The organism is Halolamina sediminis, from assembly GCF_001282785.1.
Classification (GTDB): domain Archaea; phylum Halobacteriota; class Halobacteria; order Halobacteriales; family Haloferacaceae; genus Halolamina; species Halolamina sediminis.
The window spans coordinates 2,083,627-2,101,556 of the sequence record NZ_CVUA01000001.1 but is presented as its reverse complement, the minus strand read 5'-3'; the positions used below and the strand labels follow the sequence as shown (position 1 = coordinate 2,101,556).

16 protein-coding genes are annotated in these 17,930 nt (G+C 70.0%); 9 read left to right on the top strand and 7 right to left on the bottom strand.

The genetic code is table 11. From position 1 onward, the window contains the following. Positions 1–2: 2 nt before the first annotated feature. Positions 3–695, bottom strand: coding sequence for a 6-hydroxymethylpterin diphosphokinase MptE-like protein (locus tag BN1959_RS10510; protein WP_053948612.1), 693 nt, complete (start codon positions 693–695; stop codon positions 3–5). 191 nt (positions 696–886) lie between these two features. Between BN1959_RS10510 and BN1959_RS10505 the strand changes: the two genes are divergently transcribed. From BN1959_RS10505 to BN1959_RS10490, 4 genes are read left to right on the top strand one after another with little or no spacing between them, the layout of a single operon-like run. Further along, positions 887–2,143: a hypothetical protein gene (locus tag BN1959_RS10505; RefSeq protein ID WP_053948611.1), complete on the top strand. Its 1,257-nt coding sequence runs from the start codon at positions 887–889 to the stop codon at positions 2,141–2,143. 46 nt (positions 2,144–2,189) lie between these two features. Further along, the gene (locus BN1959_RS10500) at positions 2,190–3,260 is read left to right on the top strand and encodes an mRNA surveillance protein pelota (protein ID WP_053948610.1); all 1,071 of its coding nucleotides are present in this window, start codon (positions 2,190–2,192) and stop codon (positions 3,258–3,260) included. A 43-nt stretch (positions 3,261–3,303) separates the two neighbouring features. Then, the gene (locus BN1959_RS10495) at positions 3,304–5,697 is read left to right on the top strand and encodes a penicillin acylase family protein (protein ID WP_053948609.1); all 2,394 of its coding nucleotides are present in this window, start codon (positions 3,304–3,306) and stop codon (positions 5,695–5,697) included. Continuing rightward, positions 5,694–6,041: a hypothetical protein gene (locus BN1959_RS10490; protein ID WP_053948608.1), complete on the top strand. Its 348-nt coding sequence runs from the start codon at positions 5,694–5,696 to the stop codon at positions 6,039–6,041. Before BN1959_RS10495 ends, BN1959_RS10490 begins: the two co-directional genes overlap by 4 nt. A gap of 22 nt (positions 6,042–6,063) precedes the next feature. Here BN1959_RS10490 and BN1959_RS10485 read toward each other — a convergent pair whose 3' ends face one another. After that, a complete protein-coding gene (locus BN1959_RS10485; protein WP_053948607.1) occupies positions 6,064–6,744 on the bottom strand; it encodes a hypothetical protein in 681 nt (226 codons plus the stop codon). A 105-nt stretch (positions 6,745–6,849) separates the two neighbouring features. On the opposite strand from BN1959_RS10485, the gene BN1959_RS10480 reads away from it, so the two are divergent. Then, complete coding sequence (locus tag BN1959_RS10480; RefSeq protein ID WP_053948606.1) at positions 6,850–7,755, top strand: HFX_2341 family transcriptional regulator; 906 nt, start codon at positions 6,850–6,852, stop codon at positions 7,753–7,755. Here BN1959_RS10480 and BN1959_RS10475 read toward each other — a convergent pair. Genes BN1959_RS10475 through BN1959_RS10455 form a run of 5 tightly spaced genes read right to left on the bottom strand, consistent with a single transcriptional unit; the run spans position 7,752 to position 14,061 of the window. Continuing rightward, positions 7,752–9,086, bottom strand: coding sequence for a S8 family serine peptidase (locus BN1959_RS10475; RefSeq protein WP_053948605.1), 1,335 nt, complete (start codon positions 9,084–9,086; stop codon positions 7,752–7,754). The genes BN1959_RS10480 and BN1959_RS10475 overlap by 4 nt on opposite strands. Positions 9,087–9,110: 24 nt before the next feature. Beyond that, positions 9,111–9,716, bottom strand: a complete 606-nt coding sequence (locus tag BN1959_RS10470) for an ArsR/SmtB family transcription factor (RefSeq protein ID WP_053948604.1) — start codon at positions 9,714–9,716, stop codon at positions 9,111–9,113. 57 nt (positions 9,717–9,773) lie between these two features. Further along, a complete protein-coding gene (locus BN1959_RS10465; protein WP_053948603.1) occupies positions 9,774–12,005 on the bottom strand; it encodes a transglutaminase TgpA family protein in 2,232 nt (743 codons plus the stop codon). After that, on the bottom strand, positions 12,002–13,060 hold the full coding sequence (locus BN1959_RS10460) for a DUF58 domain-containing protein (protein ID WP_053948602.1): 1,059 nt from the start codon (positions 13,058–13,060) through the stop codon (positions 12,002–12,004). Before BN1959_RS10460 ends, BN1959_RS10465 begins: the two co-directional genes overlap by 4 nt. After that, on the bottom strand, positions 13,060–14,061 hold the full coding sequence (locus BN1959_RS10455) for an AAA family ATPase (RefSeq protein WP_079978665.1): 1,002 nt from the start codon (positions 14,059–14,061) through the stop codon (positions 13,060–13,062). Before BN1959_RS10455 ends, BN1959_RS10460 begins: the two co-directional genes overlap by 1 nt. A 173-nt stretch (positions 14,062–14,234) precedes the next feature. Here BN1959_RS10455 and BN1959_RS10450 point away from each other — a divergent pair, with 173 nt between their 5' ends. The 4 genes from BN1959_RS10450 (at position 14,235) to BN1959_RS10435 (ending at position 17,920) form a co-directional block, all read left to right on the top strand. After that, positions 14,235–15,443 carry a threonine synthase gene (locus tag BN1959_RS10450; RefSeq protein WP_053948601.1) on the top strand — a complete coding sequence of 403 codons (1,209 nt, stop codon included), beginning with the start codon at positions 14,235–14,237 and terminating at the stop codon, positions 15,441–15,443. A 444-nt stretch (positions 15,444–15,887) separates the two neighbouring features. After that, positions 15,888–16,124 carry an antitoxin VapB family protein gene (locus BN1959_RS10445; RefSeq protein ID WP_237560326.1) on the top strand — a complete coding sequence of 79 codons (237 nt, stop codon included), beginning with the start codon at positions 15,888–15,890 and terminating at the stop codon, positions 16,122–16,124. Between the two features lie 49 nt (positions 16,125–16,173). After that, the gene (locus BN1959_RS10440; RefSeq protein WP_053948600.1) at positions 16,174–17,406 is read left to right on the top strand and encodes an HD domain-containing protein; all 1,233 of its coding nucleotides are present in this window, start codon (positions 16,174–16,176) and stop codon (positions 17,404–17,406) included. Between the two features lie 46 nt (positions 17,407–17,452). Then, entirely contained in the window at positions 17,453–17,920 is a 468-nt protein-coding gene (locus BN1959_RS10435) for an MOSC domain-containing protein (protein WP_053948599.1), read from the top strand. Positions 17,921–17,930: the final 10 nt, after the last annotated feature.

Genomic DNA, 17,930 nt, shown 5'->3' with positions numbered 1-17,930 from the left:
CGCTAGCGCCCATCTTCTGCGGGGAGCCGCAACCCCTTCCGCCGCCCGGCGAGCACGTCGAACCGCTCGTCGCGTCGGATTTCGAGCCAGTAGAGCAATCGCTCGGCCCAGCGGAGCTTCCTCGCTTTCAGTTCGCTCACGTCGGGATCGTCGAACTGCCAGCCCACGAACCGGAGCTCCCCCGCCCCCAGCGCGTCCGCGAGAAACGCCGCGCGGTCGCCGTCGGTGAAGCCGCCGAAGTTCCGGACCGGCCCTTTCGGCGCGGCCTGTGTGGTCGGCAATAGTCGTTCGTCGGCGAACTTCGGGACCCACTCCGCCAGCGCGTCGACGTTGTCGCCGTGGGCGTGGACCGCGGCGGGGAGCCCTTCACGGCTCGCGGCGGCGAGACGCCCGGGCGTGCCGTCGAGGTCGGTGACCGCGAGGTCGACGCCGATTCCGGCGTCCCGGAGCGTCGTCGCGGCCGAGGAGGCGGCGATGACGCGGTCGGCGGCTGCGGCAGCCTCAGTCTCGTCGGCGAGGGTCGGCCCGGCGCCGGCGACGGCGACCGTTCGCCCCTCGAAGGCGGGGAGGACGTCGAGATCGAACGGCTCGGTCGTCGACGCCAGCCGGTCGCGTGCGCGCTCGTCGGCCGCGCGGCCGAAGCCGAACTCGGCGAGGATGCGCTCGTAAACGGGCTCCCAGACGTGGAACTCCATACGGTGTAGCCGTGGCTGACGGACGTGAATACTGCGGAGATGAATGGGCCGGCGTGGTACCGAAGTACCCCTACCCAGGTACCGTGCCGGCGTCCACTTGTGGTTTTCTGCGGCCCCGGTATAAGCTTTCTTGTCGGCTCCGGCGAGTGAAGCCCCGTAACCTTGATGCGGTGGCTGGCGCAGGATACCCCATGGATCTCTATCGCACCAGCGAGTCGGGTGTCGTCCCGGTACAGCCGCTCGACCCCGGCGAGACGGCCGGGCTCGCCGGCGCGCTCCTCCAAGGGCCCGGCGGGAGCCTCGGCGGCGACGATGTGCTGTTCGTGACGACGGCTGCCGGCGACGGCGCCGCAACGGCGCTGGCACTCGACGCCGAGGGGTCGGCGGTCGTCGTCGGTGCCGTCGACGGTGAACTGGGCAGCGACGCGGTCACCGACGCACTCCAGCGCGCCAGTACGGTCGCGGATCACCCCTACGAGGCGCTCGACGAACAGTACGACGGGGGGTCACTCCGCGAGGCGCACGCGGAGTACTTCCACTGTGCCCCGCTCGACCCCGGGGCGTTCAACGAGGATCAGCGCGTCCGGCTGCTCGGGACGGCGTTCGCCGACGAGGCGCTGGATCTGGCGACGTTCCTGAGCGACCGGGAGCTGGCGGTCGACGCGGTCCGGATCGAGGCGTTCGGCGCGGTGGAAAGCGAAGAGTTCCTCGTCCGGTTCGTCGCCGACGACGATGGGCAGCAGACGCAGGCTGCCGACAGCACGGAGGAGTGGGTCGCCGGCACGAACGCGAGCGCCGCGGCAGCGACTGGTGAGGCTGCCAGCGGCGACGACGGCGCGGAATCGGACGCACCGACCCACGAATCGGCGCTCGCGGCGAGCGATGGAGTCGACGACGATGTCGGAGCGGAGGACGAAACTGGGTCGGAGGACGGGAACGGAGCGGACGGCCGGGACGGAGTGGGCAGCGGAGACGGAACCGACGAGGGGGCCGGAACGGACGGGGCCGAGGAGGAGAACCTCGAACTGCCGACGTTGCTCGACGCCGTCGCCGAGGGTGTAGCGGACCGGCTCGTCGGGACGTTCGACGCCGACCCCGAGGAGATGGTCTCCGTCGAGCGCGGGAACGAGCTGCTCGTTCGGCCGGATCACCCCGCCTACGCCGGCGGCGTGCTGCGCTACCGGCTCCAGGTCGACACGGACGGCACCGTGGAGTTCGGGGTGAACATCTACGGCGGCAGCGAGGCCGAGAAAGAGCAGATGCGCGCGGTGGTCCGGGAGAACGAGGCGGCGATCGAGGAGGAGCTGGAGTACGAGATCGCTGACGGCTACGACGGGTTCGCGGCGAGCCGGCAGTTCGCGACGTTCGATCAGGTCGCAGCCGCCGAGATCGTCGACGAGTTCGATCGGCTCGTCCGCCTCTTCCACTCCCGCGTGATGCGGGCCTGACGCCGAGAAGGAAAGAGACGTCACCCCGGAGCCCGGAGATCCGGGCATGCGAATCGTCCAGCGCGGCCACGGCGCGGAGGGCCGTGACCGGGTGACGCTCGTCCCCGAGACCGTCGACGACCTCTGGCACCTCTCGCACGTGCTCGAACCGGGCGATCTGGTCGAGGGCGACACCACCCGCCGCATCCAGCGCAACGACGACCAGATGCGCGACACCGGCGGCGAGCGCGAACACCTCCACGTCACCCTCGAAGTCGAGGACGTGGAGTTCGCCCGGTTCGCGAACCGCCTCCGGGTGGGTGGCGTGATCCAGCACTGCTCGATGGAGGACCAGATCGGGCTGCACCACACGATCAACGTCGAGACCCACGAGGAGCTCACGATCGAGAAGTACCTCAAGCCCGACCAGCGCGACCGGATCGAGGAGGCCGCCGAGGCGACCGACGCGCCGGACGTGGCGGTCGTCACCGTCGAGGAGGGCGAAGCGTACGTCCACACGGTCCAGCAGTACGGTACCGACGAGTACGTCTCGCTGACCGCGCCGACGGGGAAGGGGGAGTACGCCCAGCCACGGACCACCCTGTTCGAGGAGCTCGGCTCGGCACTCCAGCACGTCGACGCGGAGGCGATCATCGTCGCCGGCCCGGGCTTTACGAAGCGCGACGCGCTCGACTACCTGAAAGAGGAGTACCCCGACGTGGCCGAGAAGGTCGCGACGACCGTCGACACCTCCGCGGCGGGCGATCGCGGTGTCCACGAGGTGCTCAAACGCGGCGCCGTCGAGGACGTGCAGGATCAGACCAGAATCGCCCGTGAGAGCGAGCTTATCGACGAGCTCACCGAGCGCATCTCCACCGGCGAGAAAGCGACCTACGGGATCGAGGAGACCGCCGAGGCCGCCGAGTACGGCGCGGTCGGGACGTTGCTCGTCGTCGACGAGCGCCTGCGCACCGAGCGACAGGACGAGGGCGACTGGGAGCGGGACGCAAACGAGATCATCGAGACCGTCGAGCAGAAAGGCGGCGAGGTGGTGGTGTTCTCCTCGGAGTTCGCCCCCGGCGAGCAGCTGTCGAACCTCGGCGGGATCGCGGCGCTGTTGCGGTACCGGATTCAGTAGCGCGGACAAAACTTTACGAGCCTCCCCGCGTTCAGTACGGCTCATGGACAGAGAGACCACCCGCCGAGCCCTCCTCTCGACAGTTCTCGGCGCCGGGGTCGGCGGGATGGCGCTGACGGAGGCCCGGTCCTACTTGGATCGGTTCGCGCCCGGGTCGGGCAGCGTCTGGGGCGCCGCCACGGGAACCGCCCCCGACGAACTCGACAGCCCGTACGGTCCGGCGACCGTCAGCTACGACGGCTACGGCGTCCCGCACGTCGAGGCAGAGAGCGAGCGGGCCGCCTACTACGCGCTCGGCTACTGCCACGGCGCCGACCGGCTGTTCCAGATGGATCTCTACCGGCGGCGGATGGCCGGCCACCTCTCCGAGGTGGTCGGCCCGTCGACCGTCGACTCCGACACCTTCCACCGACAGATGGATTTCGAGGGCGCAGCCGAAGCCACGTGGCAGCGCGCGGAGGGCACCGAGACCGGCGACGTGGTCGAGGCGTACGTCGCGGGGGTGAACCACGCCCGCGAGGTCAAGCCGACGCCGGTGGAGTACGGGCTGCTGGAGTTCGAGCCGCAGGCGTGGACGCCGACGGCGACACTGCTTGTCCAGAAACAGATCTCGTGGGGGCTCACGGGCTCGTTTCGGACGCTCCGGAGGGCGCTGGCCCGCGACCGGCTGGACGCCGACGCGACCGAGCAACTCTACCCGCGGATGATGGACCACGAGACGCCGATCCTGCGCGGTGGAGAGGCGTCGTTCGCGGCTACCGACGGCGACGCCGCCGTCCCCGACCCGGACCTCGTCGACTGGCTCGGCGCGTTCGAGACCGGCCCCGGGATCGGCTCGAACTCCTGGGTCGTCTCCGGCGAGCACACCGCCTCCGGCGACCCCATCGTCGCGAACGACCCCCACCTCCAGCTCTCGGCGCCACCGGTCTGGTACGAGCAGCACGTCGTCGGTCCCGAGTTCGACAGCCGCGGGGTCGCGTTCCCGGGCGTCCCGTTCGTCGTGATCGGGCAGAACCACGCCGGGGCGTGGGGCTTTACGAACGCGGGCGCGGACGTGATCGACTTCTACACCTACGAGACGGTCGACGGCGGCGACGGGTACGAGTACGGTGACGGCATCCGACAGTTCGACAGCCGGAGCGAGACGATCGAAGTCGCCGGCGCCGAGAGCGTCGATATCGAGGTGAAGCGCTCGGTCCACGGCGCGGTTTTGAGCCAGTACCCCGACGGCGACGGGTTCGCGGCCGCCGACGAACTCGGCGTCGCGTGGACGGGGCTGTCCGCCACCCGGACCGTCGAGGCGGTCCGTGAGCTCAATCTGTCCGACGGGCTGGACGACGCCGAGGCCGCGATCCGGAAGTTCGACGAGCCCACACAGAGCTTCGTCTACGCCGACGACTCGGGGAACACCTACTACTGGGTCACCGGCCAGATCCCGATCCGGACCGTCGACGGCGAGCCCGTTCGGGGCACCCGGATCTTCGACGGCTCCGCAGGGGAGGGCGAGTGGGGCGAGGGGTACGAGCCCTACGGCGAGTCTTCGTGGGACGGGTTCGTCCCCTACGACGAGAAACCCGGCGCCCGGAACCCCGACTACCTCGCGACCGCGAACCAGCGCATCACGAACGACCCCGAACACTACCTCTCGGAGGGGTACGCGCCGCCGTTCCGTGGGGGGCGGCTCTACGACCGGCTCGACGCCCGCGCCGAGAGCGAGGCGCCGATGGACGCTGCGTTCCACCGAGACCTCCAGACCGACGTTCTCGACGGCCGCTACGACCTGTTCCGGCCGATCGTCGAGGAAGTAGTCGGTGCGGGTAGGACGGCCGACGACGATCTGGACGCGCCGACCGCGGCGTCGCTGCTCGACTGGGACGCCGAGATGCGGCCCGACCGCGCCGAGCCGCTGCTGTTCGAGCAGTGGCTCCGGGCGTTCCGCGAGCGAACGTTCGGCGACGATTTCGAGAGCGTCGATCTGCCCGAGGAGTTCCCGCGACCGAACTTCCGGGTGCTCGGCACGCTGTCGGCCGACAGCGAGTGGTTCGACGGCGACCGAACGGCGGTCGCGGCGGACGCGATGGCGGACGCTCGCGAGCGCATCGACAGCGAAGGCTGGGAGACGTACGGTGACTGGAACCGCGTCCGATTCGCCCATCCCTTCGACCAGTCGTTTCTCAACTACGAACAGCTCCCCACCGCGGGCTCGCCGGGGACGGTGCGGAACTTCCACAGCGAGGCGTCGACGGGCGCGAGCTGGCGGATGGTGGCGACGTTCGACGGCGAGTCGCGGGCGGTGCTGCCCGGCGGCAACTCCGGCGACTACTTCTCGGCTCACTACGACGACCAGCTCTCGCTGTGGGCGAACGGCGAGTACAAGTCGATGGCCCGGACGCTCCCCGACGGCGTCGATCTGACGTTCACGGAGGGCGACCGATGAGTCCGGACTCGTCGGTGTCGGGTCTCGCAGGCCTCCGGAACGACCGCCGGCGCCGGCTCGCGACGACCGCCGTCGCCATCGTGCTGGGGCTGGTGCTGTCGCTGTTCCACTGGACGGGGCTCCTCGTGGCGGGTGCACTGGTCGCGCTCCCACAGCGGTCGCTCGGGCGCGGGGTCGCCGCCGGGGTCGGGATGGGTGCGCTGGTCGTCGTCGGCTTCCTCGGGCAGTTGGCGCTCGCGGGGACGCTCGACCCCGTGCTCGCGATGGGGCAGCCGAGTCTGCTCGCGCTGGGGATCGGTCTGCTGCTGCCGGCGTTCGGGTCGCTCCTTCGCGGCGTCGTCTGATCGGTCCGAGGTGGCGTGCGAATCACTCGGAGTCGTCGAACTGGAGCGGGACGATCCCCGCCTCCCGCCACGCCTCGAACTCGGCTCTGAACCAGTCGTCGGTCGCTTCGACCGCTGCCTCCGTGTGACAGCAGTAGTAGCCTCGGCCGTCGTGGAACAGGACGACCGCCGCGTCGTCGACCGGGGGCGGGTAGTACACGACCGCGCCCCCGTCCGCCCCCTCGATCGTGTCGAAACTGCGACTCCGGAGCTCGCCGGAGTCCTGTGTGAACATCGAGATCGCTAGCGCCTGTGGGTGGACGCGGTCGATATCGAGTTCGAAGCGGTGGACGATCGGGTGGGACTTTTTGACCGCCTCGACGCTCTCGTACCGGTCGTCGGTCGGGCCGCTCTCGAAGAACAGATCGCGGGCGTCCGACTCGTGCCAGATGTACCAGCCGGCGAGTGCGACGAGCTCCTCAAGCGAGCAGTCCGAGAGCTGGACGGTCGCGATGTCTGCGTCCTCGAACCGCTCGGGTAGCCCCGGCGGCGGCGTGACGCTGTTCGCGTACGCCTGCACGTACTCGCTCCAGCGCATCACGGTCGTGGAGTCGACGCCGTTGCCACTCACCAACTGCTCGATATCGGTGCTCCCCGTGAGCGGCCCGTCCTGTGACGGGTGGGGCGGAAGGTCGTCGGGAACCGCATCGGCCTGATACCCCATGTGCGGTCGATTGCCCACGGACTCCCTTAATACTGCGTCGGCTTCCGCGGGGCGACGCCCGCGCCGAACTGTCCCTTTTTATCGGCTCCCGTCCCACCCACACCCATGGGCACCCACATCGTCCCGGTCGGCTTCGACTACGACCGGCTGATCGCGCCGTTGATCCGCGACCAGTTCGACGTAGATCGGGTGGTGCTGCTGGAGGGGGCCGTCGGCAGCGAGGCCAACGTCGAGTACTCCCAGAACCTCGCGGGCAAGCTCGAACAGGATTTCCAGAACCTCCTCGGGGCCGAAACCGAACGCGTCGGGCTCTCTGACGTGTACGACTACGACGCCGCGTTCGAGCGGGCGTACGACCTGATCAACGCTCACCTCGACGCCGGCAGCGAGGTCTGGGTCAACATCTCCTCGATGCCCCGGCCGGTCAGCTTCGCCTTCGCGACCGCGGCGCACTCGATCACGCTTGAGCGACAGGCGGACCGCCACCGCATCCACACCTACTACACCGCCCCCGAGAAGTACTTGGAGACGGAGATGGCCGAGGAGCTACGGGAAACGCGGGACCTGCTCGCCGAGGTCCGTGAGGCGGGCGTCGACGACGAGGAGATCGCCGAGCGCCTCGGCAGTATCGAGGGGCTGCTCTCGGAGTTCGACGAGCGGGGGACCACGATCGGCGCCAAGCGAATCGGCGACAACCACATCGTCGAGCTCCCGGTCGCGGCGTTCTCGAACGTCGAGCCGTTCGAAGAGGTGATCCTGTTCACGCTGGGCGAACACGGCGAGTTCGAGAGCGTCAGCGAACTCGCGAAGACGCTCGCGGCGGACATGGGCGAGGAGTACACCGACAGCTTCCGGTCGAAAGTGATCTACAACGTCGACCGGCTCGGCCCCGGCGGGAAGGCGTACGTCGAACAGGAGGAGCACGGCAACTCCCACCGCACCTCTCTCTCACGGATCGGCGAACTCTGGGTGCGGGCCCACGCCGACGACGAGCCCGCCGAACTCTCCTAATCCGCCGTCCCGTTGTACCAGTCGAGTTCGTCCCCGTCGATCTCCGTGGGCGACTCGGAGGTCACGGCCGTGACCGCGCCCGCGGCGTCGAGGTAGAGTCGGCCGTCGTCCTGGACGGCCGTATCGCGGAACACGCGCTGGGCCTCGGTGGGCGAGAGGCTCTCGTTCTCCGCGAGCATCAGGGTGAGCGTCCCCGCCACCAGCGGCGCCGCCACGGAGCTGCCGTACATCTCGCCAGCCGTGTTCGTGTCGATGGCGTCGGGCGCCGAGATGTCGAGCCGCGGGCCGGTCGAGCTGTACGACCGTGGCTCGCCGGTCACCGCGTCGACGGCGCCGACGGCGATCACCCCCTCGGCGGTCGCTGGCGCGACCATCCCGCCGGCGTCGCTGCTGATGTCGAGTTCGTGGCGGGAGGAGAACAGGTCGACGGTACTGTCGTTGGCGTCGGGGCCGCCGCGAACCGCGACGTAGTAGCGCCCTCGGGGGACGGTGGCGTCGATCGCCTCGGTGTGGCTGCCGTTCCCGCTCTCGTTCGTCGCCGACTTGGCGATCAGCGGATCCTCGCCGTTCTCGGCGCGGTAGAGGTAGAGGTCGTAGTCGGCACTCCCCTCCCAGTAGAGCCGGAGCGAGACGCTGCCGCCGATCCCCCCTTCGCCCAGCGTGTTGTACCGGGTGTCGTTCGCGAACGCGAGCCAGCCCTCGTTCCCGGTGCCGGTCCAGTGTCGCTCGGCGTAGTTGCCCGCAGAGGTGACGAAGGCGGTGTCGTTCTCGGCGGTTGCGGCGGCGGCCTCGTTCATTCGTGCCATCCCCTCGGCGGTTCGCGGGAAGTAGCTCCCGGCGTCGACGACCACGTCGACGTCCTGCTCGCGCAGCCAGGCGAGTGCGCGTTCGTAGGCGGCCGGCCCGCCGTCGAGGCCGATGCTCGCGAGGTACAGCTCCGAGTCGGGTGCGGTCCGGGCGACGATCTCGGCGACTGCGGTGTCGTGCGTGCTGTCGACGGAGAATCCGGACGATCTGTCCGCGAACGTCCGGCTCGCGGCGACGGAGTCGCCGATCGGGCTCCCGCCGGGGGAGAACTCCCCGCCGATGACGCCGACCCGAACGCCGTCGCCGGTGACGCCGGCGTCGTGGACCGCGCCGAACCCTGACAGCGGGTCAGGCTCCGTCGACTCTTCGGGAGGGTCGGGCGACGATCGGATGGCGTCGGCGAGCGCGTCGTTCGGTGGCCCACGAACGAGCTGCTGGCTGCTCGACCCGACGGGGGCCGCGAAGGAGACGCTGCTCACGACGACGACGACGACGAACAGCGTCGCGGCGGTCCCGACTCTCATTCCGTCACCTCCGATGGTTGCTCATCAGTCCATCCGACTGTACTGGAGTGCGACCGCTGCGATGGCGACCAGCCCGCCGGCGAGGAACAGCGCCGCCGGCGGGACCGTGCCAAACAGCGCGCCGGAGCCGGTCGAGTCGGCGACGCGGGGGCCCGTGGGGCCGGCGATACCGCTACCCCCGACGTTCACCGTCGCGTGGACCAGCAGGCTCCCGACGAGCACCGCGGCCGCGGCGCCGACGTACTGCCGGAGCGAGTCGAGCAGCCCCGACCGCTCGGCCTCGTTGCCGACACAGACGACCAGCGAGTCGTCGACCGGGGCGTACACCTTCATCTCGCGGCCCTTGACCGAGTACCGCGTCTCGGCGACCTCGACCAGATCCGCCTCCTGGAGGTTGTCGAGGTGGTGGCGCGCGTTCTGTAGCGACGTGTCGACCGTGTCGGCGAGTTCGGATGCCGTCCGGGGGTCCTCGTGGAGCGCCGTCAGCAGCGATCTGGCGGTCTCCGAGGAGAGCGACCCGATCAGCGGATCGACCTCCTCGTCGTCGAGCCAGAGCAGCCGGGTGCCCCCCTCGTCGTCCCCCTCGTCGGCGGCGACGGCGTCGGACTCGGACGGCAACAGACCGGACATGGGTGTGCGTACCACATCCAGTAACTAAACCCTTCGGTAACGACAAGAACAGCCGAGTCAGCGCGCGCGGCGGAGTCGCCCCAGCACTGGCGTACGCTCGCCGACGAGCGCGTCCGCCGCCTCGACTGCCTCGTCGGCGTCGGCGGCAGTCGCGTCCCCACCGTACCGGGCCCGCTCGTACAGCCCCGCCACGCGGTAGACGCGCGTGTCCGTCACGTCGAGGCGGTCGAGGTAGTCTTCGACGGTCTCGCCGGGGCGTCGCGGCCGGTAGCGAGCGCCGAGCAGCGTCTCGATCCGGTCGTACGCGCGCTCGACGTCGGAAACGGGGTCCGCCCGTGGCTGGTAGCGCAGCCAGACGAACCGATAGAGCCGGGTATCGAACCCGAACCGCCGGGCGGCGGCCACTCCGCCGAACAGGAGCACGAGGCCGTACCCTACCTCCTCGGGCGTGGGCAGCGCCGGCTCGTCCGAACTCCCTTCCTCGCCGCCGCCGGTGAAGTTCCCGACGGTGCCGTTCGGGGCCTCCTGTCCGGGCCGGAGGATCTCTTCGAGGTTGTCAGTCGCCGTCACCGCGTCGGCGGTGTCGTTGCCCGTCCCGGCCGTGGTCGTCTCCGTCGGCGTTGGTGTCCACTCACCCGGGCCGGTTCGGTTGGTGTCGACGCCGTTTTCCCCGGCCTCACGAGCCTGCGTGACGCGCTGCTCGGCCGCGGACTCCCGGGGGCCACTCGGCGTCGGGTCGAACGCGACCCAGCCGGTCGCCGGGAAGTACACCTCGACCCACGCGTGGGCGTTCAGCCCGCGGACGACCCACTCGTCCTCGGCGACGCGTTCGCCGGGGGTGTACCCCGTCACCATCCGGGCCGGGACCCCCTGGGTTCGCAGCATCACGGCCATGGTCGTCGCGTAGTAGGTACAGTAGCCGGCGTCCATCTCGAACAGGAACCCGTCGGCGACGCTCCCGCGCGGGCGCTCGACGTTCAGCGAGTACTCCTTGTTCCGCTCCAGGTACGACTCGATCGCGACGGCGGTCGCGTAGGGGGTGGAGGCGTTCGCCCGGTCGGCGACCGTGGCCGCGCGCTCGCCCACCCGGTCGGGCGTGCTGTCAGGCAGCGAGAGGTAGCGCTGTTCGACCGTCTCGGGGTAGTCGGTGCCGGCCATCCGGAGGTCGTCGATCGTGTACGCCGGGCGCTGGCTGACGACCCGGTAGGACTCCCCCTCGGCGATCGGCGCCGCCGCACGGAGGCCGCTCTCGGCGGTCACCTGCGTCGCGCGCTGGACGGCGCCCTCGACGCTGACGGGCTTCCACACGGCGGGCATGGAGTTGAGCGTGCTCTCGGCGGTGATCGTCTGCTCGATCTCGATGCTGGGGCCGGGCGGGCCGTCGAGCTGGCCGTCGTAGCTGCGGGCCTCGCCGCTCCGGACCCACGAGCCGCCCGTGTAGCGGTCGTAGGCGCCGACACGCCAGTACCCCTGGCGCTCGGACTCGACGGAGAACCGGACCTCCGGTGAGAGTCGGATCGCGCCCACGATGCCGACGTTGTCGGCGTTGTCGACGACGTTGCCTTCGAGCGTCGGCGTCGCGCTACCGCCGAGGACGGGACCGCCGGCGGCGCCCGGGACCAGCGAGACGGTCGACGAGAGCACGATCATGGCGGTGACGACCAGGACGACCGTGTCCCAGTGGAGCGCGATCGCCCGCCGGGGGGTGAGCTCGCCGAACCCGACCGCGACCGCCGCGCCGACGGCGCCCGCAAGCGTGGTGAGAAAGCCGGCGTCACCCGTAAGCACGAACAGGCCGAGCGCGCTCCCGCCGATCGCGGCGCTCAGGGGGTAGTTCCCCCGGAGCGCGAGCAGCCACGAGCCCAGCAGCGGCGCGGGCAGCACCGCGAGCACCCAGATCTCGGCCTGGATCAGCCGGAACACCGAGAGCCCGCTGAGCAGCGCCGCGAGGTCGGTCAGCACGGAGCCGGCGTCGATCAGCGCGCGCTGGCTCGCGGGGATCGAGAGGTAGTACGCCGCCATCCCGGCCAACAGCGCCGCCGCGCTCCCCAACAGCGCCGTCCGGGTGTCGACGCGCCCGGCGAGCACCGCGCCGACGGCGAGCACCGCGCCGGCCTCGACGATCAGCAGCCCCGTCCCGCCGACCACGTCGGTGACGTGAAACAGCACCCGGAGGTACGACGCCGTGAGCACCGCGATCCCGACCATCCCCGGCGAGAGGATCGCCGACCGGAGCGACCAGTCCGGGTCGGTCGCGAACCGCGACCGGCGGCCGGGCGCGGTCGTCACGCTTCCACCTCCGGGGTCGGCGCGGTGCCCGCCGTCCGCGCCTCGACCATCTCCGAGAACTGGTGGCGGCGCCCGCGGACGTCGACGGTCGCGTCGTCGCCCCGCCCCTTGATCACCACGTCGGCGTCGGGGTCGGGCACCGGCCCGGAGTCGACCACCGCAAGCGTCCGGAGCATCGCCGCCTGCCCGCCGAACTCGGGGCCGACCCGGAGCTCCCCCCGGGGGAGCGAGAGCTCGATCGGGACCCCGTCGGCGACCAGCGGCAGCACCACGCTCGCGGTCGCCTCGGCCATCGCGTCGGCGCCCTCGGCGTTCGCGCCGGCGGCGACGGTCACCGACGCCACGTCGGTGTCGGCGGCGAACTCCGTGACGATCAGCTCGTCGCGCTTGGCCGTGGTCTTCCAGTGGATGTCCCGCAGTGGGTCGCCCGGGACGTACTCCCGGAGCTCCTCGAACTCGCCGCGCTGGTCGCTCCGGCTGTACTCCTGCAGCCGTCCCAGCGACCGCCGCCCGACGGCGCCGAGCCGGCGGACACGCGGGAAGACGATCGTCGTCTCGGTCCCTCGGAGTTCGGTCTCGCGTGCGTGCAGGCCGAACGCGTCGGTCGCGACCACCGTCACCGGGCCGAGCGTGTGCTGGCCGCGCTGTCGGTACTCCACCTCGTACTGGAGTGGCTCGGCGCCGACGGCCGTCTCGAACGTGATCTCGGCGTCGCCGCTGGGACGGTCTCGGACCGTCGCGTTCTCGGATTCGACCGGCCACAGCCCGTCGCCGACGCGCTCGGTCACGTCGCCGAGAAACGGCCGGGAGAGCGGGTCGCCGTTACGGCTGTGGAAGGCGAGCGTCGCCGTCCGGCTCTCCCCGACGTGGGCGTTCTCCGGCGGCGTGCGGTCCACGTCGACGGCGGGGACGAACCGGATCTGGAGGTAGCCGGCGACCAGCGCGACGACCGCGGGGGCGACGATCGCGTTGAGCGCGCGGGCGCCGAACACCCCCGCGAGCAGCACTGCTAGCCCCGCGATTCCGGCGATGGCACGGCCACGGCGGGTGAGCATCACTCGACAGGGACGGTCGAGAGCGCCGAGGCGACCACGTCCTCGCCGGTCTCGCTGCCCGTTCGCGGCCGGATGCGGTGGGCGAACACCGTCCGGGCCTCCGTCTGTACGTCGTCGGGGGTGACGTAGTCGCGGCCGTCGAGCAGCGCCCGGACCTGCGAGGTGCGGGCCAGCGCGATGCTCCCCCGGGGGCTGACGCCGAGTTGGGCCTCGTCCCGGGTGTGTTGGGCCAGCCGGCTGATGTAGCTCCGGACGGGCTCGCGCAGCGTCACCTGGCTCGCCGTCTCGCGGGCGCGCCGGAGCCGCTTGCCGTCGGTCACCGGCTCCAACTCCTCGATGGGGTGGTGGCCGGCGGTGCGGCCGATGATTTCGGCCTCCTGCTCGTCGTCGGGGTAGCCCAGCCGGAGCTTCTTCGCGAAGCGGTCGACCTCAGCCATCGGGAGCTCGTAGGTGCGGCCGGTCTCGACGTCGTTCTGGGTCGCGATCACGACGAACGGCTCGGGGAGGCTCCGGGTGTCGCCGTCGACGGTCACCTGTCGCTCCTCCATCGCTTCCAGCAGCGAGCTCTGGGTTTTCGGCGGCGCGCGGTTGATCTCGTCGGCCAGCACGACGTTCGCGAACACCGGGCCGGGCTGGAACTCGAACTCCTGGGTCTTCTGGTTGAACACGTTCACGCCGGTCACGTCGGAGGGCAGTAGGTCGGGCGTGAACTGGACGCGGCGGAACGAGGCGTCGACGGAGGTCGCAACCGAGCGAGCGAGCATCGTCTTCCCGGTCCCGGGCACGTCCTCCAGCAGGACGTGGCCCCGGGCCAGCGTCGCGACGAGGAGGTGTTCGATGGCGTCGCGCTTCCCGACGATGACGCGCTCGACGTTGTCGACGATATCGTCGATCAGGCCGGCCGCCGCCTCGACCGACAGCGGGTCCAGCGTCGACGGGGCCGCGTCGCCGCCGGTCTCGATCGCCGCGTCACCGCCGTCGGACCGAGCATCGTCGGTCATCGTCGCGGACCACCTCCGGGAACGCCTGTGCGGGGAAGGTACACGGGGGGATTGTGTGGCTGTGTCTACCTAACTCTGCCGCCAGCGGCGGATCAACCCCGTCGCTGACGGGGCGGCGTGTCCGTCTTGCCGCATCGGACAAGCCATTAGCCGTGGGGCCCCCAGCCCGGGCCATGGAGACCACCGACGCGTTCGCCGGCCTCGACTGCATCGACTGCGGGGAGCGGTTCGACGCCGACACCGCGACGCATCGCTGCCCGGACTGTGGCGGCATCCTCGACCCGGCGTACGACTACGACGCGATCGACGTGTCCCGCGAGACGTTCGAAGGGGAGCGCTTCGACTCGCTGTGGCGCTACGACGCGCTGCTGCCGTTCCCCCGCGAGGCCGCGGTCTCGATCGGTGAGGGGACGACGCCGCTGGTCGACTGTCCCACGCTCGCCGAGGCGATGGGCGTCGGCGAGGTGTACATCAAAGACGAGGGGCACAACCCCACTGGGACGTTCAAGGACCGCGGGCAGACCGGCGCGGTGACCGCCGCCGCCCAGCACGGCGCGGAAACGATCGCGCTCAACACTGCCGGCAACGCCGGGCAGGCCGCCGCAGCCTACGCCGCACAGGCGGACATGGACGCCCACGTCTGGCTGGCCGAGCGCGCGGGCTACACCCAGAAGGCGATGATCGAGGTCCACGGCGGCGAACTCCACGTCGTCGAGGGGGAGATCACCGACGCCGGCGCCGCCTACAGCGAGCGCATGGACGAGGAGGACTGGTACTCGACGAAGACGTTCGTCACGCCCTACCGCCACGAGACGAAGAAGACGATGCTGTACGAGACGGTCGAACAGCTCGACTGGGACGTGCCCGACGCGATCGTCTACCCGACCGGCGGCGGCGTCGGCCTCGTCGGGATGCACAAGGGCGCCACGGAGTTCCGCGATCTCGACTTGATTGACGACCTGCCGGGGATGTACGCCGCACAGGCCGCCGGCTGTGCCCCCGTCGTGAAGGCGTGGGACGAGGGGAAGTCGATCCACGAGGCGTGGGGCGACGAGAACATCACGACCGTGCTCAACGGGATCGCGGTCCCCGACCCGGGTGCGAGCCCGCTGATCCTCGACGCACTCGAAGAGAGCGGCGGCGGCGCGGTCGCCGCGAGCGACGAGGAGATTCTCGATGCAGCCGTCGAGATCGCCCGGACGGAGGGCGTGGAGATGGGCGCGACGTGTGCCGCCGCGGCTGCCGGGGCGTTCGATCTCGCGGAGCAGGGTGAACTCGGCGAGGACGATACGGTGGTGCTGCTGAACACCGGCGCGGGCAACAAGGACGTGGACACGCTGCGTAGTCACCTGGGCGAGCGGGAGTTCGCGGGCGGGGAGTAGACGGGCCGGGCTCTGTTGAAGCCCTATTTGCCAGATATTCTACGGCGAAACAGTCGGTAAGTGGGGTTGCGATTTGAGCCAATACAACGAAGTGGCTCTACTTACAGGTGTGTACTATGTCAACATGTCCAGAATGCTCTCATCAAGAACCACACATTAGACCCTTTGTTTCAGACGACGGTTTTGATGACCTTGAAGATCGGAATACTGTAGAGGATGACATAGGATACTCAGATATCGAGTATTTCTATGCGTATTTATGTTGTCCAGAGTGTGATTCGATTCTCGGTGGAGGGCCAAGACGGATAGAAGTAGATGAGTAAGGCCGATTCGTAGGTCCTCTGTACTTACCGATCATCTCCAATCCGTCACGGGGCGAGTGTTTCAACGGAACCACACGCCCCCGGAGGTGTTTTCTCGTATACGAGAGAGTATACACGACGTATGAGCAAGAGCATCCGCGTCGACGAGGAGACACACGCCGCACCGTCGGCGCTCAAGCGGGAGGACGAGACGTACGACGACGTTCTCTCGCGCCTGCTCGAAGAGCGCCGCGAAGCCGTCGTCGAAGGTGCGGGCTGTGGGACGGGAGCGACGCTGCGACGGCAGCACGCGAGGCGCGTGAACGCTGACTTCGACGTTCCAGCATTGACCGACGTCGTCGATATCGACCTTCTGTAGCGTCCGCCGTCTACGGCCCTTTTTACCGGATGCCGCCGAACGTCGGCGTATGACGACGATCAAGGACTCCGTCCACGACCACATCGAGGTGGAGGGGGTCGCCGCCGACCTGCTGGACACCCCCGCAGTCCAGCGGCTCCGCCACATCAAGCAGTTGGGGACGGTGCAGTTGGCGTACCCCTCCGCGAACCACACGCGCTTCGAGCACTCGCTGGGCGTCTACCACCTCGCCGAGCAGGCGCTCGACCAACTGGGCGTCGACGGCGTCGACGCCGAACGCGTCCGGGCGGCGGCGATGCTCCACGACGTCGGCCACGGCCCGTTCTCGCACAACATCGAGGCGCTGACCCACCGCGAGACGGGGAAGTACCACGACGACGTGGACGAACTGCTCGCGGAAGGGAAGGTGGGTGACGTGCTCCGATCCCACGACCTCTCGCCGGACCGAGTCGCGGGGCTGGTCGCCGGCGAGGGGAAGTTCGGCCAGCTCGTCTCCGGGGAGCTCGACGTCGACCGGATGGACTACCTCGTCCGGGACGCCCACCACACCGGCGTCCCGTACGGCACGATCGACCCCGGGCGGCTCGTCCGGGCGCTGCGGTTCGTCGACGGGGAGCTCGTGCTCGCGCCGGGCAACGTCCAGAGCGCGGAGTCGCTGCTGGTCGCCCGGGCGCTGATGAACCCCACCGTCTACGCCCACCACGTCGCCCGGATCAGCAAGGCGATGCTCCGCCGGGCGACCGAGCGACTGCTCGACGCCGACCCCGATCTGACCGCGGAGGAGCTCCGCCGGATGGACGACCACGGGCTGCTGGTCGCACTGCGGCTGTGTGAGGAGACTGACGAGTTCGCCCGGCGCTACGCCGAACGGGACCTGTACAAGCGTGCGGTCTGGGCCGAACTGGGCGGCGTGCCCGACTGGCTGCTCGACGCCGGGCACGGAGAGACGCGGGAACTGGAAGCCGAGATCGCCGCGGCCTGCGATCTCGACCCGCAGGAGGTGATCCTCGACGTCCCCAGCGAGCCGTCGATGCGGGAGTCCACCAGCCGCGTGATGGTCGGCGACGAGATCCGCGAACTCGGCCGGCAGTCGCCGCTGGTGAAGGCGCTCCGGACCGCCCAGTACCAGCAGTGGCGGCTGGGCGTGTACACGGTGGCTGGGGCGACAGAGCGCGTGGGTCACGAGGCGGTCGAACGCCTCCAGCTCGACGTCGACGGCGCGCTGGTGAGCGAACGCCGCGGCCGCCCGGCGACGCTCGACGAGTTCGCCGGGGCGGAGTGACGGCCGCCATCCCCGCACTTATGCGTGGCCGCACCCACCCCCGACCGTGACTGGAACCGTCGAACGCATCCACGTCGCCGGCGAAGCGGGCGCCCCACCCGAGCCGCGGGAGTCCGTCGAGGCAGTCGTGGGCAAGGGGCTGACTGGCGACCGCTACTTCGAGAACGAGGGGACGTTCTCGACCGACGACGAGGACCGGACCCGGGATCTCACGCTGATCGAGGCCGAAGCGATCGAGCAGGCGGAAGCCGACTACGACGTCTCGTTCGAACCCGGCGTCCACCGCCGGAACCTCACGGTCCGCGGGGTGGGGCTGAACCGCCTGCTGGGCGAGCGGTTCCGCGTCGGCGACGCGGTCGTGGAGGGAACTGAGCTCTGTGAGCCCTGCTCGTACCTCGAACGGAAACTCGAAGAGAAAGGGGTTCAGGAGGCGCTGGTCCACCGCGGCGGGCTGCGATGTGAGATCGTCGATGGCGGCGAGATCGCCGTCGGCGACGACGTACTCACCGAGTAGAACCGACGCG

Excerpts from the sequence above, each read along its gene's own strand:
- BN1959_RS10510 (WP_053948612.1), bottom strand. The coding sequence starts at position 695 with ATGGAGTTCCACGTCTGGGAGCCCGTTTACGAGCGCATCCTCGCCGAG.
- BN1959_RS10505 (WP_053948611.1), top strand. The coding sequence starts at position 887 with ATGGATCTCTATCGCACCAGCGAGTCGGGTGTCGTCCCGGTACAGCCG.
- BN1959_RS10500 (WP_053948610.1), top strand. The coding sequence starts at position 2,190 with ATGCGAATCGTCCAGCGCGGCCACGGCGCGGAGGGCCGTGACCGGGTG.
- BN1959_RS10495 (WP_053948609.1), top strand. The coding sequence starts at position 3,304 with ATGGACAGAGAGACCACCCGCCGAGCCCTCCTCTCGACAGTTCTCGGC.
- BN1959_RS10490 (WP_053948608.1), top strand. The coding sequence starts at position 5,694 with ATGAGTCCGGACTCGTCGGTGTCGGGTCTCGCAGGCCTCCGGAACGAC.
- BN1959_RS10485 (WP_053948607.1), bottom strand. The coding sequence starts at position 6,744 with ATGGGGTATCAGGCCGATGCGGTTCCCGACGACCTTCCGCCCCACCCG.
- BN1959_RS10480 (WP_053948606.1), top strand. The coding sequence starts at position 6,850 with ATGGGCACCCACATCGTCCCGGTCGGCTTCGACTACGACCGGCTGATC.
- BN1959_RS10475 (WP_053948605.1), bottom strand. The coding sequence starts at position 9,086 with ATGAGAGTCGGGACCGCCGCGACGCTGTTCGTCGTCGTCGTCGTCGTG.
- BN1959_RS10470 (WP_053948604.1), bottom strand. The coding sequence starts at position 9,716 with ATGTCCGGTCTGTTGCCGTCCGAGTCCGACGCCGTCGCCGCCGACGAG.
- BN1959_RS10460 (WP_053948602.1), bottom strand. The coding sequence starts at position 13,060 with ATGCTCACCCGCCGTGGCCGTGCCATCGCCGGAATCGCGGGGCTAGCA.
- BN1959_RS10455 (WP_079978665.1), bottom strand. The coding sequence starts at position 14,061 with ATGACCGACGATGCTCGGTCCGACGGCGGTGACGCGGCGATCGAGACC.
- BN1959_RS10450 (WP_053948601.1), top strand. The coding sequence starts at position 14,235 with ATGGAGACCACCGACGCGTTCGCCGGCCTCGACTGCATCGACTGCGGG.
- BN1959_RS10445 (WP_237560326.1), top strand. The coding sequence starts at position 15,888 with ATGAGCAAGAGCATCCGCGTCGACGAGGAGACACACGCCGCACCGTCG.
- BN1959_RS10440 (WP_053948600.1), top strand. The coding sequence starts at position 16,174 with ATGACGACGATCAAGGACTCCGTCCACGACCACATCGAGGTGGAGGGG.